Source organism: Streptomyces galbus, from assembly GCF_005280195.1.
Lineage (GTDB): Bacteria > Actinomycetota > Actinomycetes > Streptomycetales > Streptomycetaceae > Streptomyces > Streptomyces galbus.
This window is the reverse complement of sequence record NZ_SZPR01000010.1, coordinates 420,101-435,890: the sequence shown is the minus strand read 5'-3', so window position 1 is coordinate 435,890 and position 15,790 is coordinate 420,101. Positions and strand designations below refer to the sequence as shown.

General features: G+C 73.0%; 11 protein-coding genes. 4 read left to right on the top strand and 7 right to left on the bottom strand.

Annotation, left to right across the window (positions count from 1 at the left end; translation table 11 throughout):
- Positions 1-12: 12 nt before the first annotated feature.
- Positions 13-2,181, bottom strand: a complete 2,169-nt coding sequence (gene tap / locus E4U92_RS10245) for a telomere-associated protein Tap (protein WP_137299988.1) — start codon at positions 2,179-2,181, stop codon at positions 13-15.
- A 120-nt stretch (positions 2,182-2,301) separates the two neighbouring features.
- On the bottom strand, positions 2,302-3,360 hold the full coding sequence (locus tag E4U92_RS10240; RefSeq protein ID WP_137299987.1) for a thaumatin family protein: 1,059 nt from the start codon (positions 3,358-3,360) through the stop codon (positions 2,302-2,304).
- 188 nt (positions 3,361-3,548) lie between these two features.
- On the opposite strand from E4U92_RS10240, the gene E4U92_RS10235 reads away from it, so the two are divergent.
- Both E4U92_RS10235 and E4U92_RS10225 read left to right on the top strand, forming a co-directional pair.
- Positions 3,549-5,570 (top strand): sigma-70 family RNA polymerase sigma factor, encoded by a 2,022-nt coding sequence (locus E4U92_RS10235; protein WP_137299986.1) that lies wholly within the window; start codon positions 3,549-3,551, stop codon positions 5,568-5,570.
- A gap of 821 nt (positions 5,571-6,391) precedes the next feature.
- Positions 6,392-6,922, top strand: a complete 531-nt coding sequence (locus E4U92_RS10225) for a hypothetical protein (protein ID WP_137299985.1) — start codon at positions 6,392-6,394, stop codon at positions 6,920-6,922.
- A 145-nt stretch (positions 6,923-7,067) separates the two neighbouring features.
- On the opposite strand, the gene E4U92_RS10220 is transcribed toward E4U92_RS10225, so the two are convergent.
- A complete protein-coding gene (locus E4U92_RS10220; RefSeq protein ID WP_137299984.1) occupies positions 7,068-7,688 on the bottom strand; it encodes a hypothetical protein in 621 nt (206 codons plus the stop codon).
- 40 nt (positions 7,689-7,728) lie between these two features.
- Between E4U92_RS10220 and E4U92_RS10215 the strand changes: the two genes are divergently transcribed.
- Positions 7,729-8,118 (top strand): hypothetical protein, encoded by a 390-nt coding sequence (locus E4U92_RS10215; RefSeq protein WP_137299983.1) that lies wholly within the window; start codon positions 7,729-7,731, stop codon positions 8,116-8,118.
- A 168-nt stretch (positions 8,119-8,286) separates the two neighbouring features.
- Complete coding sequence (locus tag E4U92_RS10210; RefSeq protein ID WP_137299982.1) at positions 8,287-9,261, top strand: D-2-hydroxyacid dehydrogenase family protein; 975 nt, start codon at positions 8,287-8,289, stop codon at positions 9,259-9,261.
- Here E4U92_RS10210 and E4U92_RS10205 read toward each other — a convergent pair.
- From E4U92_RS10205 to E4U92_RS10190, 4 genes are all read right to left on the bottom strand, one after another.
- A complete protein-coding gene (locus tag E4U92_RS10205) occupies positions 9,249-11,069 on the bottom strand; it encodes a rhamnogalacturonan lyase (RefSeq protein ID WP_137300152.1) in 1,821 nt (606 codons plus the stop codon). The two genes, E4U92_RS10210 and E4U92_RS10205, sit on opposite strands and share 13 nt — an antisense overlap.
- Before the next feature lie 278 nt (positions 11,070-11,347).
- Complete coding sequence (gene exaC / locus E4U92_RS10200; protein ID WP_137299981.1) at positions 11,348-12,871, bottom strand: acetaldehyde dehydrogenase ExaC; 1,524 nt, start codon at positions 12,869-12,871, stop codon at positions 11,348-11,350.
- A gap of 66 nt (positions 12,872-12,937) precedes the next feature.
- A complete protein-coding gene (locus tag E4U92_RS10195) occupies positions 12,938-14,389 on the bottom strand; it encodes a GAF domain-containing protein (protein ID WP_229862388.1) in 1,452 nt (483 codons plus the stop codon).
- Between the two features lie 94 nt (positions 14,390-14,483).
- The gene (locus tag E4U92_RS10190; RefSeq protein WP_137299980.1) at positions 14,484-15,692 is read right to left on the bottom strand and encodes an ROK family transcriptional regulator; all 1,209 of its coding nucleotides are present in this window, start codon (positions 15,690-15,692) and stop codon (positions 14,484-14,486) included.
- Between the last annotated feature and the right edge of the window lie 98 nt (positions 15,693-15,790).

Below are 15,790 nucleotides of genomic sequence, written 5' to 3'. Positions count from 1 at the left end.
CGTGCCCTGCCCCTACTCGCCGTTGTCGAGGTCGGTGACGGTGCCGTCCTTGATGTACCGGGCGAGGTTGAGGTCCGGGGCGTCGAAGCGCTCGCGGACCTCCTCGCCCCACAGCACGGACTGGGTCCCCTCGTGCTTGACCAGGCCGGGGTTGACGCCGAGCTTGAAGCCGCCGAGCAGCGGCTTGCCGTCCCGGTAGGGCAGGAAGTCCAGCGGCGAGGGCCCGTCGGAGGCGTAGACGACGCAGTCGGACAGGATCGCGACGGGGTACTGCCCGGTGAACGCCGCATGCTTGACGATCTTGCGGTGCAGGTTGACGCGGGTGCGGGAGATGACGGCCGCGCGGATGTCCGGCCGCCACGTCGGCCGGGACAGTGCCCGCCACGGCTCGCCGGGCCGCCAGCCCCCGCCGCGGGGACGCTCGCGCAGCTTGCCCAGGCCGCCCTTCACCGTCGCCTTGATCGCCGCGACGACGATCGCCAGGTCCGGGTCACGGTCCTGGTAGCCCTGCATCGCGGCGAGGAAGTCGGCCGGCGGCAGGTCCGCGTGCACGCCGAGGTCGGCCATCGTGGCCAGGTAGGCGTCCCGGAGGCGGTTGTACCAGGCGTCCAGGTAGCGGCCGCTGTCGTAGCGGACCCACGCCTCGGTCGGGTGCACCTCGTAGCCGAGCTCCGCCGCGTAGGCGACGGTGGGCGTCGCGTACCAGGCCGGGCCGGTCGGGTGCTCGCCCTTCGGCGTGAACGGGGAGGGCAGCAGGCTGCCGTCCAGCTCCACCCACCTGTCCTTGCCGGCCTTCACCTTCGACAGGTCGACGTGCGAGAGGTCGACCAGCCAGGAGCCGGGCAGCTTCGGGTCGAACGCGGGGGCCCGGACGTGCGTCGCCTCACCCAGGCCGACGTTCAGCCCGTTCGCGCCTGCCGCGAACGCCATGTTGACGTCGATGCCGACCAGGTGCCGCAGGGTGCACTCGGCATCGGTCATCGGCCGTGCCCAGTCGTACGCCTCCTCGAACAGCTTCTCGCCGGGGCCGCGCACGTGGAAGCGGGGCAGGTCCTTGAGGACGGGGTGGCCGTCGGGGACCTCGCACGGCGGCCAGCTCATCGGGTCGACGGCGTCCTTGCCGAGCGAGCCGGGGTTGTGCTCGGAGTGCCGCTTGCCGTGGGCGTCCGGTTCGGAGGCCCGGGTCGGCGGGTGCAGGGCGGTCATCAGCTCCAGGCCGGTCACGGCGGTGGAGCCGCGCGGCGTCATCACGCGCGAGGCATACACGCCCAGGACGCGGGCGAGTCGGGCCGGCGGGAGCTGCCCGGCCGCGCCCCAGTGCCGGGGGTCCAGCGCGTTCCACGACGGGATGCAGAGCTGCACGCAGGCCCGTTCCGCACCGGTGGCGGGGCGGTAGATCCGCGCCCACGGGCCGAACCCGCGCTTGGTCAGCTTCCACTCCGCGCGGGCGAGCTGCTTGACGACCTTGTGGCCCTCCGGGAGCCGCCCTGCGTGCTTCTCGTCCTGCGTGAGCGTGACGGGCAGGCCGTAGCGCTCCAGGGCGGCCTCGGTGAGCACGAGCAGCGGATCGGCGTCCTTGCCCGGCCCGGCGAGCTTCGGAGCCCCGAGCCTCGCCTCGCGCAGTGTCCAGTCGACCAGGGCCGGGACGCTCCTGGCGGGTACGTCCAGGACCAGGCCGCCCGTGCAGTACGCCAGCACCTTGCCGTCCTCGACGTCGACGACCGCGAGGGGTCCGTTCTCGAACCGTGGGTCGGTGCCGCCCGCCGGGGCCGCCTTCTTCGTGTCGGGGCGGCGTGACGTCGACGACGGCTTGGCGGTGCGCGCCGTCGCGGTCGTGTCCGCGGGCTCGGGCGCCCGGTCCGTGGCCGGAGTCTGCGCTTCCGCCGGGGCGGGAGGGGCGGCAGGGGCGGTGGACGTGGCCGGCGCCGCGGCGTTCGCGTCGGCGGGGTAGAGCTCCGCGAGCTTGTCCAGCAGCCGGGCGTACGCCTCGCGCTCGGGCGGGCGGGGCTCGGTCTTGCCGGCCTCCCAGCTCGACACCGTGGCTCGGCGCACCTTCAGCGCGGTGGCCACCTCGTCGATCGTCAAGCCGTGCGCGACGCGCAGCCGCTTGCGCTCCGCCGGGGGCGGAAGCGCGGCGCGCGACGCCAGTAGCGCGTCGACCGCGTCGAACAACTCGGACATGGGACACCTCCTGGCCGCTACCCTATCGTAGGAGCGTACGTATCGCGTACGTTTGCCGTACGAGTCGCGTCCCTGACCGGCTCTCGCCGCGATGTCGCACCGACCCCGGGGCCACTGACGTCAAGTGCCGTGCGTGGTGCCGAAGGTGACGCGGTAGTAGCACCGGTGCCTGCAGGACATCGTGGCCGAGTCGTCGAAGGCGTACGAGTAGGCGTAGGGCGCGGCCCGTTTGAAGACCTGGGTGTAGTCGACCGGCCACTTGGCGGGGAGGCAGTGCTCGCGGCCCGCCCAGGTGCCCCGGCAGCAGTACGTGTCACCGCCGAACGCCGCGCACGGGGGCTTGCAGCCGATCTCCTGGCCGTTCCGCAGCGCCTGCATCGCCTTGGGGCACTCGACCTCCGTGGTGCAGCGGCCCCGGTAGCAGCCGGAGGAGCTGACCGGGTCGACGGTCGTGGTGTGGGAGACGTTGATGTACATGGGCAGATTCGCGCCGTCGACCATGCTGACGTCGTAGAAGTCCAGGTCGTCGAAGGCGGAGAACGTGAACTCGCCGAGGGTGGTGGGCGGGTTGGCGCCGGAGCAGACACTGGTGCAGTCGCCGGAGGCGCAGATGCTCGCGGCCGTGGTGGCGCAGCCGGTGCGGCCCCAGATGCGGCCGGCCCAGTTGTCCGCCACGGTCACCGACATGACCTGCCCGGGGGCGAGCTTCCGGCCGGCCGGGTACACGGCGGTGTCGGTGACGACGGCCCAGATCGTCTTGTGGGTCTTGTTGACGACGGTGATCAGGCGTTGGCCGGCGGGTGCGCTGGTCGACTGCCGCTGGGCCCGGCCCGAGGTACCCGAGCCGGTGGCCTTCGCCGACGCGTCGGCCGACGACTTCGGCTCTGTCCGCGGCTTCGTCTTCGTCTTCGTCTTCGTCTCCGCCGACGGCGATGCGGAGGGCTGGGCGCTGCCGTTCGGTGAGGCCGTCGGGGCCGGCGGGGCGGCCCGTGACCCGGACGGCAGCGCCTCGGTGGCCCGTTCGCGGTGCGCGGTGCCGACGCTGTCGTCGCCGGACGGCGCCCAGGCGTCGTGGACGACCAGTACGGCCGCGACCGCGACGAGGGCCGCCACTGCGGCGTGCCACCAGCGGCGGCCCCGTGGTGGGTGCGCGCCGCGTCTCCTGCGTCCTCGTGCCATCCTTTGCCTTCCTCGGGTCGTGCCAGACGGGTGCCTACCTCACGGAGACCTCGTCGACGGGGTCCGTACAACAGGAAGTGCGGGGCAGAAACGGGCCTTGACGCCGATCCACCGTTTTCTGTTGTCCCCGTGCGCCTCGGGCGGTCTCCGTTCCGACAGCCGATCCCTGCGTGGAGGAACACACCCACATGAGCGACAACCATCGGAGAGGGCCTGATCCCGGCTTGGTCACGGCCGCCCGCGCGGGTGACGGACGGGCCCTTGAGGAGTTGGTGGGCCGTTGCCTGCCGCTGGTCTACAACATCGTCGGCCGCGCCCTGAACGGTCATGCCGACGTCGACGACGTCGTACAGGAGACGCTGTTGCGCATGGTGCGCGGGCTGCCGAAGCTGCGGGATCCGTCCGCGTTCCGGTCCTGGCTGGTGGCGATCACGATCCGGCAGGTACGGAACCGGGAGCAGTCGCGGGCCACGGACCGGGACCGCAGGGCGCACCTGGACGACGCCGAGGCGATCACCGACCCCGCCCTCGACTTCGCCGGGCTGACCATCCTGCGGCTGGGACTGACCGAGCAGCGCCGTGAGGTCGCCGAGGCGACGCGCTGGCTCGATCCGGAGGACCAGGAGTTGCTGTCCCTGTGGTGGCTGGAGGCGACCGGCGAGCTGGAGCGCGCGGACCTCGCCGGTGCGCTGGGACTGTCCGGCCGGCACGCGGCGGTACGGGTGCAGCGGATGAAGAAGCAGATGGAGATATCGCGGGGCGTGGTGCGGGCGCTGGGCGCCGAGCCGCGCTGCGCGGAGTTGGACCAGATCGCCGCGCCGTGGGACGGCACGCCGAGTTCGCTGTGGCGCAAGCGGTTCGCCCGTCACGTGCGCGGCTGTGAGGTGTGCGGGGACGTGGACCGGGGGCTGCTGCCGATGGAACGGCTGCTCGGCGGACTGCCGTTGGTTGCCGTGCCGACCAGTCTCGATCCGGCGCGCGTGCTCGCCCATGTCTGGGGGGCGACGGCTCCTTCGTCCCCGTCATCACCGTTGTCCCCGTCGTCGTCGGGGTCGTCGGGGTCGTCGGGGTCCGGGGAGTCTTCCGGCTCGGGGAGCGGTGGAGGCCGGGCGGCCGGCCGGGGGCACCGGCGGCACGCGCGGACGGGCAGGCGGGTGGCCGGCAGGAGGGTTGCGGGCAAGCAGGCCGTCGTCGGTGGCTCGGCGGTGGTCGCGGCCGTCGCGGTGGCCGCGCTGGTCGCCGCCCGGCTGACGGCGGGGCCGTCCGCGCCGGCCGCGGCGACGGTTGCGCCGCCCACCCCGAAGGCCGTCACGTCGTCCAGCGTCCCGGCGAGCCCGAGCCTCGGTCCCGGTCCCAGTGCCACTCCCCGTGCCGGCGCCGGCGCCACAGCCAGTGCATCCCCTTCACCGTCGGCGAAGGCGTCGGTGAAGGGGAGTTCCGGGCGACACTCCGCGCCTCCCGTGCAGATCGCGTCCGGCGCGAAGAAGGGGGTCGGGGTGTGGACGTTCGACGGGGTGAGCCAGGCGCTCGCCGCGAGCGGGGCGAGCTGGTACTACACCTGGAACACCCAGCACCAGGGCGTGACGACTCCGAGGTCGGCTTCGTTCGTGCCGATGATCTGGGGTGCCGCGTCCGTCACCGACGCGGCGCTGGCGCAGGCCCGGGCCGCGGGGCCGTACCTGCTGGCCTTCAACGAACCCGACTTCGCGCAGCAGTCGAACATGTCGGTGGACCAAGCCCTCGAGCTGTGGCCGAAGTTGATGTCGGCCGGGAAGGTCCTGGGCAGCCCCGCGGTCGCGACGGGCGCGGCGACACCCGGCGGCTGGCTCGACCGGTTCATGGCCGGGGCGGCGCAGAAGGGGTACCGGGTCGACTTCGTCACGCTGCACTGGTACGGCGGTGACTTCCGCACCCCGCAGGCGGTCGAGCAGCTCAAGTCGTACCTGGCGTCGGTGTACGCGCGCTACCACAAGCCGATCTGGCTGACCGAGTACGCGCTGATCGACTTCTCGCAGGGGACGCGGTTCCCCTCGGCCGCGCAGCAGGCGGCGTTCGTCACGGCGTCCACGAAGATGCTGGACGGCCTGCCCTACGTGCATCGTTACGCGTGGTTCGGACTCGGTGCGGACCCGTCGAAGCCGAGCAGCGGGCTGTTCACGGACGGTACGACGGCCACGGCGGCGGGCCGGGCGTTCCAGGCGGCACGCTGAACCGAGGGCCGGTGCGGCGGGCGCGCCGCACCGGCCCCTCGGGCTAGGTCGTGTCCGCAAAGTCCCGTCGTCCGCCCGGAGGGCGGGCCCTGCGGCGTCCGGTGCGTGCTCTCGGCGTGCCGGGCGGACGCCCGCGTACTGGCCGTACGCGGGTGTTCGACCGGTGCGGCGAGAGTGCGTGCCGGGCGTCGTAGGGCAGGCGGGACTTTGCGGACACGGCCTAGGGGCTGACGCCCCGAGTGACGCGGTAGCCGCACTCCCCGGAGCAGGTGAGGACGCTGGTCGCGTCGTCGTTGACGCAGGAGTAGGCGTCGTGGTCGGCGGCCTCGCTTCACTAAGGCCCTGGCCAGCCATTCCGACCGTTTCTGTACATGGTTCGTTCCGGGGGGCGCACGCGTCGGCACGGGCGGTGGAACCTGGCCCGTACGAGCCGACAATCCATCGTTCGTCACCCATATGGGTTGGCCGTGACTCTGGCTGATGACCCGTATGTCCGATGGGTGGATAGTGGCCGCGTCCGAAAGGAAAACGAAGCGGCGCGCAGTACCGGGCAGGGCGGACCGGATGGTCTGACGCACCAGCCCGTGTCGTCAAGACTCCCGACGCGGGAAGCGTCGGCTGCCGTAGTCCGCAGTCCGCTGCGTCGAGAACTGCTCACTGGCCGGTCGCCACCGTACGAACCGGCGTGCCCTGCTCGGCAACCGGCTGCACGTCCCAGCGCTCCTGGTGCCCACCGGCAGCAGCGAGCGGGATCCGAACCGCGCAAAGGAGACATCACCATGCCCCGCATACCGACTCGACGCCGTGCTGTAACGGCCCTGTTGTCCGTCCCAGCGCTGGTCTTCGCGCTTCTCGCGGTCGTCTCGCAGCCCGCTCAAGCCCAGGACGGCATTCCCGTCGCAGCGTGCCCCGGCTACGTCGAGCAGACCATCAGCCCCGGACTGTCCGTGCTGCCCCAGACCGAGACGGTCAGCGTGAACGGGCAGTTCGGTCCCTGTACCGGACAACTCGTCGATCCCGATCACGCTTTCGCCGAGTACACCTCCAGCGCCCGGGGAACGCTCAGCTGCACCCTCAACGTCCCGATCACCAACGCGAGCGGCACCGTGCGGTGGCAGGACGACGCCGGCCACACCACCGGCACGTCGCACTTCACGGGCAGCATCACCCTGAGCCAGCGTCCCGTGGGCGAGACCGTCGGCATAGTCGTGGCCACCATCGACGCGGGCGACTTCCAGGGCCGCACCCTGCAGATCACCAGCGCCCGTCTGACCATCGACCCGGTGCAGTGCCTGACCACCGGTGTCCAGCGCGTCGCCGGACCCGGCACCCTGGAGATCCTGCCCCTGTGAGCGCGGCCGTTCTCCCGGCTCCGACGGACCTGATCGGTGAAGCGGCCGGGGTGCGGACACGGCGGACCGCGCCCGCACCCCGGCGATGCCCGGATCGCCGAGGGCGGTTCGCCGCACCGGTGGTGCGGGTGGCGGAGCCGTCAGCTCATCGCCCGGCACCTCTGCTCGCAGTCCGCGTGGAGCGGTGATGCCGCGGGCAGACCCTGCTGCGGGGCGGAGGGACGGAGGCGATCAACGGTTCGACGGTCGCAGAGGGCAGACCCCAGGCCACACGGATGCCGTCGACGAGACGTCTGGCGCTGTGGGGGGAGATCGCGAGTTCCAGCCGGGCCTGTGCCAGGAGTTCGGGGTCGCCGTCAGGTCCGTGCTGCGCGGCCGCGGCCAAGGGGGAGTTGAAGGGTTCGCGTCCGAAGATGCCGAGCAGAGTGAGCGAGAAGTACGCATAGCCGGCGGCCTCGTCCATGAGGAGACGGGTCTCGGCAGGGAGATCGCCGTCCGTCGGCAGGTAAGGTTCACGTGCGGCGTGGAGGGCGAAGTGCTCCAGCGCCAGTTCGAGTTGCTCGGTGCGGTCCCGGCAGGGGCAGGCGGTCCGCAGATGGCCCACGAGGTTGCGGAAGGAACCGAGGATCGTGACGGTCTCCGGTGACCACTGCTGCTTGGCCAGCAGCGTGCGGAAGCCGGCCAGCGTCTCGGACAGCTCGTCCAGGATCACCTTCCGCGACAGGCTGCTCAGTTCACGGTCGTCCGGGCTGCTGCGGACCTCCATGATCGTCCTGCGGCAAGGGCGAGGCAGGAAGGCGGGACGAATGCCGGAGCAAGCCGTGAGGCCAAGTGAGCTCCTGGCCGAGGGCGAGGTCCAACTGCTGCGGCGAGCTCTGGGCGAATGGGGCGGGCCGGCCCGGAGCAGTGACGAACTCGCCTTCGGCATGGGATTCGAGAGTGCTCGCGATCTGCTCGATCAGTGCGGCCTCCTGGGCCGCGCTCTGGCTGACGATGATCCGATCAAGCCCGTCGATTGGGCGCGGACTCTTCTGGCTGCGGAGATCGTCTTCGTCAGCGACCTCGTCGGTTCAGGCGTGGAGTGGCAGACAACCACCGGGCTCAGTGACGAGGCCACGCTCCCGGTGCTTCGAAGGATCCAGCGGAAGCTGGCCAGGACCGTGAGCGCGTACTACGGGAGACGCCCGGCCGCATAGCCGGATTCGTGTGGCGCGCTCTGCAGGTGGAGCTACGATCCGCGACGGTATGGACGTCCGGGCGGTGGCGGAGCCGCAGGCGGCCGCCATGGAACCCCCCCACCGGTGGCCGCCGGTCCGGGTCGAGCCGCTGGCCGTCCAGTGCGGGAGGCGCGGCAGAATTCCCGCATGATCTTCCACTGCGCCGTACTCGACGACTACCAGGACGCCGCCCTCACCCACGCGGACTGGAGCCCCCTCGCCGACCGGGTCGAGGTGCGCACGCTGCGCGAACACCACACCGATCAGGACCGGTTGGCCGCCGAACTCGTCGACTGCGAGATCGTCGTGGCCATGCGGGAGCGCACCCCGTTCGACGCCGGCCTGCTGCGCCGCCTGCCCAGGCTGCGCCTGCTGGTCACCACCGGCCGGCGCAACCCCTCCATCGACGTCGACGCGGCGGCCGCGCAGGGCGTGACGGTGTGCGGCACGGCGAGCAGCCCCACCCCGCCCGTCGAACTCACCTGGGCGCTCCTGCTCGGACTCGCCCGCCACCTCACCACCGAGAACCGGGCCCTGCGCGACGGTGGACCCTGGCAGTCCACCGTCGGCCAGGACCTCGCCGGCCGGACGCTGGGCGTGCTCGGACTGGGCCGGATCGGCAGCCGGGTCGCCCGCGTCGCCACCGCGTTCGGCATGGACGTCCTCGCCTGGAGCCCCCACCTCACTGCCGAGCGGGCGGCCGAGGGCGGTGCCGAACTGGCCTCCGGCAAGGAGGACCTGCTGCGCCGCAGCGACTTCGTGTCCCTCCACCTCGTCCTGTCCGACCGCACCCGCGGTCTGCTCGGCGAGCCGGAACTGCGCGCGATGCGCCCGCACGCCCACCTGATCAACACCTCCCGCGCCGGCCTCGTCGACCGGAGCGCGCTGCTGCGCGCCCTGCGCGAGGGCTGGATCGCCGGGGCCGGGCTCGACGTCTTCGACACCGAGCCCCTCCCCGCCGACGACCCCCTGCGCTCCCTGCCCAACGTGCTGGCCACCCCGCACCTCGGCTACGTCACCGAGGGCAACTACCGCACCTTCTACGGCGAGGTGGTGGAGGACATCGCCGCGTACCTCGACGGCGACCCGGTGCGCGTGCTGAGCCCGGGTCAGGGGGTGTAGACGTCGGGACGGGGGGCGGTGGCCATGCCGGCGCCGATGAAGAAGCCGGGGTGCGGCGGCTGGTTGTAGGCGGTGTTCTGCCAGGCCAGGGCGGTGCGGTACTGGGTGTCGTGGAGCAGCGTGGTGATCCTCGTGCCCGTCTGGTACGGCGTGGAGTAGATCCGCAGAGCCCGGTTGTCGCTGGTGGGCCAGACGACCTCCTCGCGCCAGTCGCCGAGGATGTCCCCGGACAGCGACGGCGTGGCCTTGGTGCCGTTGTTGGCGTGGACGCCGGAGCCGGTCAGCAGCCGGGTGTCGGCCGAGGGGCCGTACTTGTCGATGTGGGTGGCGTCGAGGAGTTCGCGTACGGTGTCGCCGTCCCACCAGGACAGGAAGTTGGTGCTGGAGGGCTTGCGGCCGGTGACGACCGCGCCGGACGGGCCGCGCAGACCGCTCTCCGCCGACGACCACGACTCGGCACCGGCGCTGCCGGACCAGATGTCCCCGGAGACCCCGCGGCCGTTGTCGCCGTTGGCGGGGGTGGACCACAGGACCTGCCCGGTACGGGCGTCGGCCATCCACGACGACGGCTTGGCGGAGTCCTCGTCGACCTTGAACTCCTCCAGCCCGGGACGCGCGGGGTCCAGGTCGCCGACGTGCATCGCGTCGCCGTGGCCGTTCCGCGTGGTCCACAGACCGGCGCCGTTGTCGTCCACGGCCATCGCCCCGTAGACGATCTCGTCGCGGCCGTCACCGTCGACGTCGGCGATCGCCAACTGGTGGTTGCCCTGGCCGTCGTAGCCCTTGCCGGTGTTGGTGGAAGAGGCGGTGTCGAAGGTCCACCGCCGGGTGAAGGCACCGCCGCGCCAGTCCCAGGCGGCGATGACGGTCCGCGTGTAGTAGCCCCGGGCCATGATCAGGGAGGGGCGGGAGCCGTCCAGGTAGGCGGTGCCGGCCAGGAACCGGTCGACGCGGTTGCCGTAGGAGTCGCCCCAGGAGGAGACGGTGCCGCGGGCCGGGACGTAGTCGACCGTGCCCATCGCCTTGCCGGTCCGCCCGTCGAACATCGTCAGGTACTCCGGGCCGGACAGCACGTAGCCGCTGGAGTTGCGGTGGTCGGCCGAGGAGTTGCCGATGACCGCGCCGGTGCCGTCCCGGGCGCCGTCGGCGGTCTTCATCGCGACCTCGGCGCGGCCGTCGCCGTCGTAGTCGTACACCTGGAACTGCGTGTAGTGCGCGCCCGAGCGGATGTTGCGGCCCAGGTCGATCCGCCACAGCCGGGTGCCGTCGAGCCGGATGCCGTCGACGACGGTGGTGCCGGTGTAGCCGGACTGGGAGTTGTCCTTGGCGTTGGTCGGCTGCCACTTCAGCACGAGGTCGAGCGCGCCGTCGCCGTCCAGGTCGCCCACGGAGGCGTCGTTCGCCTCGTAGGTGTACGCCACTCCGTCCGGGGTGGTGCCGCCTGCCGGGGGCGAGATCGGCACGTCCTTGTAGCCGGCGCGGAACTGGAGCGCGTGCTCGGAGGACGCCTGCTCGACGCCGCCGACCACCGCGCGCACGGTGTAGTCGGCCGAGTCGGGGGCCCCGGAGTCGAAGTAGTCGGTGGCGGTGGTGACGGGGGAGGCGGTCAGCTTCGTCGCCCCGCGGTAGACGTTGAACGCCACGTCGTCCGCGTCGGTGGCCAGCCACCGCCATGACACCAGGTTGCCGCTGCCGGTGTGGACGCTGACCAGCCCCCGGTCGAGGCGCTCCGCCTGCCGCGCGGTCGCGGCGTGCGCGGTCTGCGGTGCCGCGCCGAGCAGGCAGGCCGCGAGGGCGGCGGCCGTCATGCCGGCCAGCAGTCGGCCGCGAGGCCGGGGCGACGCCGTGCGGGGGCGCCAGTGTGTGTAAGTCACGATGATCTCCGGTGTGGGGGGCGGCAGCGCTCGGGAAGGCGTGGGAGCGCTTCCACGGCGTGAGCCGGAGCGTAGAAAGCGGTTGTTGGACCGTCAAGGATGCGCGCAACAACGCCCGAACGCGCGCACCCACCAACGCAAGGGCGCCCGGTGCCGCCGCTCGCGCGGCACCGGGCGCCCCAGGGCGTGTCGGCGGGTGTGACTCCCCGTCTCTAGAAGAAGCCCAGCTTCTTCGGTGAGTACGACACCAGGAGGTTCTTCGTCTGCTGGTAGTGCTCCAGCATCATCTTGTGCGTCTCCCGGCCGATCCCCGACTGCTTGTAGCCGCCGAACGCCGCGTGCGCCGGGTAGGCGTGGTAGCAGTTCGTCCAGACGCGGCCCGCCTGGATGGCCCGGCCCGCGCGGTACGCGGTGTTGATGTCCCGCGTCCACACCCCGGCGCCCAGGCCGTACGCCGTGTCGTTCGCGATCTTGACGGCGTCGTCGAAGTCGTCGAACGACGCCACCGAGACGACCGGCCCGAAGATCTCCTCCTGGAACACCCGCATGCGGTTGTCGCCCTCGAAGATGGTCGGACGGACGTAGTAGCCGCCCTTCAACTCGCCCTCGTACTCGGCTCGTTCGCCGCCGGTGAGGACCTTCGCGCCCTCCTCGCGGCCGATGTCGATGTACGACAGGATCTTCTGGAGCTGCTCGCTGGAGGCCTGGGCGCCGATCATCGTGTCGGTGTCCAGCGGGTGCCCGGGCTTGATCAGTTCGGTGCGGGCGACCGCCGCCGACAGGAAGTCGCCGTAGTTGCCGCTCTGGATCAGGCCGCGCGACGGGCAGGTGCACACCTCGCCCTGGTTGAGCGCGAACATCGTGAAACCCTCGAGCGCCTTGTCCCGCAGGTCGTCGTCCTTCTCCCAGACGTCGTCGAAGAAGATGTTCGGGGACTTGCCGCCCAGCTCCAGCGTGACCGGCTTCAGGTTCTCCGCCGCGTACTGCATGATCAGCCGGCCCGTCGACGTCTCCCCGGTGAACGCCACCTTGGCCACCCGGGGGCTCGACGCCAGGGGCTTGCCCGCCTCCGGGCCGAAGCCGTTGACGATGTTCAGCACGCCCGGCGGCAGCAGGTCCGAGACCAGGCTCAGCCAGTAGTGGATGGACACCGGGGTCTGCTCGGCGGGCTTGAGCACCACCGCGTTGCCCGCGGCCAGCGCCGGCGCCAGCTTCCACGCGGCCATCAGGACGGGGAAGTTCCACGGGATGATCTGCGCGACCACGCCCAGCGGCTCGTGGAAGTGGTACGCCACCGTGTCCTCGTCGACCTCGCTGAGCGAGCCCTCCTGCGCGCGCACCGCCCCCGCGAAGTAGCGGAAGTGGTCGATGGCCAGGGGGATGTCCGCGGCCAGCGTCTCGCGCACCGGCTTGCCGTTCTCCCAGCTCTCCGCGACCGCCAGCGGTTCGAGGTACGCCTCCATGCGGTCGGCGATCCTCAGCAGGATGTCCGACCGCTCGGTGGCCGAGGTGCGGGCCCAGCCGGGCGCCGCCGCGTGCGCCGCGTCCAGCGCCTTCTCCACGTCCTCGGCGGTGCCCCGCGCCACCTCCGTGAACGGCTGCCCGTTCACCGGGCTCGGGTTCTCGAAGTACTGCCCCCGGGCCGGCGGGACGTACTCCCCGCCGATGAAGTGGTCGTAGCGCGACTGGTAGGAGACGATCGCGCCTTCGGTGCCCGGCGCGGCGTAACGAGTCATGCGGGTGGCCTCCCTCAGCAAGCGCCGCCCGCCGTTGGGCGGCTCTCGACGCGAGGCTAGGAGCCGCTACGTTGCACGGAGGTTGCGTGCCGTCGGGGGCCTGCCCGGGTCCGGGGCCGCACCCCCGCGGGCCTGGACCGCCGGATGCCCCGGCCGCGCCGTCGAGTGCCCGGCCCACGCCGTCGCCTGTCCGGCCCGCGCTGCCGGCTGTCCGGCCCGGACCGCCGGGTGTCCGGTCCCGGCCGAGCCGCCCGCCCGCTCCCATCCGGCCGGCGCGGCGAGCTCCGCCTCCAGCGCCGCGAGCCGGGCCCGGACCGCCGCCGTGGGACGCGCGGCCGCCAACGCCCGCCACGCGTCGAGGTCTTCCTCGCCCCACGCCGCGTGCACCCAGTCCGCCAGCAGGTCGGGGTCCCCGCGGGCGATCAGCGCGGCCCGCACCTCGTCGGCCAGCCGCTCCCGGATACGGACGACCGCCGGGGCCTGCGACGCCGGCAGCAGCGGACCGGCGTACGCCGCCGCCGCGCCCGTGACCGAGCCGGCCGCCAGACGGCGCTCCACCACCGCGGCGTCGGACGTCACCGGCCCCGTGAGCCGGTACGGCCGCGACGCCAGCAGACCCGGCCCCAACACCCCGCGCAGCCGGGCCAGTTCCGCCCGCAGTGTCACCGGGGTCACCGACTCGTCCGCGTACAGCGCGCACAGCAGTTCGTCCCCGCTCAGGCCCTCCGGGTGACCGGCCAGCAGCACCAGGATCTCGCTGTGCCGCCGGCTCAGCCGGATCCGCCGTCCGCCGCCGCGCAGCAGCGCCTCGTCGCGCCCGAGCGCCGTCAGCTGCGGTGTGTCCGGGTGCGGGCGGTGCGGTGCGAGCAGCGCCAGGTGCGACTCGGCGGCCCGCGCGACCGCCTGGACGAAACCCAGGCTGTGCGGGTGCGCCAGCCCGTCGCCCCCGGTGATGTCCACCGCGCCCAGCACCCGTCCGGTGCGCGGGTCGTGCACCGGGGCCGCCGCGCACGTCCACGGCTGCACGCGCCGGATGAAGTGCTCGGCCGCGAACACCTGCACCGGCCGGTCCACCGCGACGGCCGTCCCCGGCGCGTTCGTGCCGACCGCGCTCTCCGCCCACCGGGCGCCGGGCACGAAGTTCATCCGCCCCGCCTTGCGGCGCGTCGCCGGGTGCCCCTCGACCCACAGCAGCCGCCCGTGCGCGTCGCACACCGCGAGCAGGTGCTCGCCGTCGGCGGCGAACGTGCCCATCAGCTCCCGGAACAGCGGCATCACCGCGGCCAGCGGGTGCTCCGCCCGGTACGCGCCGAGGTCGCCGTCGCTCAACTCGACGCTCGCGGCGCCGTCCGGCCCGACACCGGCCCGCGCGGACCGTCTCCAGGAGTCGGCCACCACGGTCCGCACCGGCCGCGGCACGGTGCCCGCCGCGGTGAACGTCTCGTGCGCGCGCCGCAGCGCCCGTACGCGCTCGCCGGGGTCGGCGCCCGGCTCCAGAGCCACCCAGGGATCGGTCAAGTCGGCCTCCCGACAGCGATACGGCTGGGGACCATCCTCACGCGGGGACCGGGGCCCGACAACAGGTGCCGCACCTGCGGCCCCTGATCCGGTGTCAGGAGTGGGCGGCCACGCCCGCCGGGTCGTCCAGCACCCCGCGCACCACCGCGTGCGCCGCGCCGAGCAGCGGCCCCTGCGGGCCCAGCGGGGACACCGCCACCGGGCACGCGGGTCCCGCCGTGCGGCGCGCCAACTCCTCCTCCAGGGAGGGCAGGAGCCACGGCGCGAGCCCGGCGAGGGCGCCGCCCAGCACCACGGACCGCGGGTCGAGGAGGTTGACGGCGCCGGTCAGCGCGATGCCCAGCGCTTCCCCGGCGTCGCGCAGGGCGCGCCGTACGTCCTCGTCGCCGTCGGCCGCCCGCCCCGCGAGCAACCCCACCCGGTCCTCGCCCAGTTCGAGTCCGGCCGCGCGCAGCACGGCCTCCTCGCCGGCGTACTGCTCCAGGCAGCCGCGCCCGCCGCACCCGCACGCGGGCCCGTCGGGGTGGACGGGGACGTGGCCCAGTTCGCCCGCGAAACCGCGCGTGCCGCGCAGCAGACTGCCGTCGACGACGACCGCGCCACCGATGCCGATCTCCGCCGACACGTGCAGGAAGTCCCGCGGGGTGCCCTCGGTGAGCCACAGCTCCGCCAGGGCGCCGAAGTTGGCCTCGTTGTCCACGGTCAGTGCGTGGTCCGAGGGCAGCAGCTCGCCCAGGTCCGTGTCGTGCCAGTCCAGGTTCGGGGCGCGGACGACGGTGCGGCCGTCGCGGGCCACCAGTCCGGGCACCGCCACGGCCAGCCCGGCCGGCCACAGCCGCTCGCCCCGGGCGGCCGTGACCACCTCGTCGATCAGCTCGGCCAGTTCGGCGACGACCGGCCCGGGGGAGCGGCCCCGGTTGGTGCCGTGCCGCACGGCCCTGGCCCGCACCTCGCCGCGCAGGTCCATCGCGCACACCGCGAGGTGGTCGACGCCGATCTCCGCCCCGATCCCCGCCGGACCGTGGCCGCTCACGGCGAGCGCCGAGCCGGGGCGGCCCACCCGCCCGGGCCGCTCGGGCCCCAGTTCCTCCAGCAGTCCGGTGCGTATCAGCTCGTCGACCAGGGTCGACACGGCCGCCCGGGTCAGCCCGATGCGCGAGGCGACCGCCGCCCGCGACAACGACCCCTCGGCGCGGACGGCGTGCATCACGCGCGCCAGGTTGCGGCGGCGCATGCCCTGCTGGGTGTCGGGCAGCGCCGGCCCCCGGCCGGTGGGTCGGGACTCGTGCAGCGGTGCGCTCATGCCTCCGTCAGTCCTCAGGTCGGCCTTCGTGGTCCTCGCGGCGGCCTTCGCCGGTGCCCCGGGACGGCCGACGTCGTCGGTCCGTCACCGGGCCCTGC

Excerpts from the sequence above, each read along its gene's own strand:
- tap (WP_137299988.1), bottom strand. The coding sequence starts at position 2,181 with ATGTCCGAGTTGTTCGACGCGGTCGACGCGCTACTGGCGTCGCGCGCC.
- E4U92_RS10240 (WP_137299987.1), bottom strand. The coding sequence starts at position 3,360 with ATGGCACGAGGACGCAGGAGACGCGGCGCGCACCCACCACGGGGCCGC.
- E4U92_RS10235 (WP_137299986.1), top strand. The coding sequence starts at position 3,549 with ATGAGCGACAACCATCGGAGAGGGCCTGATCCCGGCTTGGTCACGGCC.
- E4U92_RS10220 (WP_137299984.1), bottom strand. The coding sequence starts at position 7,688 with ATGGAGGTCCGCAGCAGCCCGGACGACCGTGAACTGAGCAGCCTGTCG.
- E4U92_RS10215 (WP_137299983.1), top strand. The coding sequence starts at position 7,729 with ATGCCGGAGCAAGCCGTGAGGCCAAGTGAGCTCCTGGCCGAGGGCGAG.
- E4U92_RS10210 (WP_137299982.1), top strand. The coding sequence starts at position 8,287 with ATGATCTTCCACTGCGCCGTACTCGACGACTACCAGGACGCCGCCCTC.
- E4U92_RS10205 (WP_137300152.1), bottom strand. The coding sequence starts at position 11,069 with ATGACGGCCGCCGCCCTCGCGGCCTGCCTGCTCGGCGCGGCACCGCAG.
- exaC (WP_137299981.1), bottom strand. The coding sequence starts at position 12,871 with ATGACTCGTTACGCCGCGCCGGGCACCGAAGGCGCGATCGTCTCCTAC.
- E4U92_RS10190 (WP_137299980.1), bottom strand. The coding sequence starts at position 15,692 with ATGAGCGCACCGCTGCACGAGTCCCGACCCACCGGCCGGGGGCCGGCG.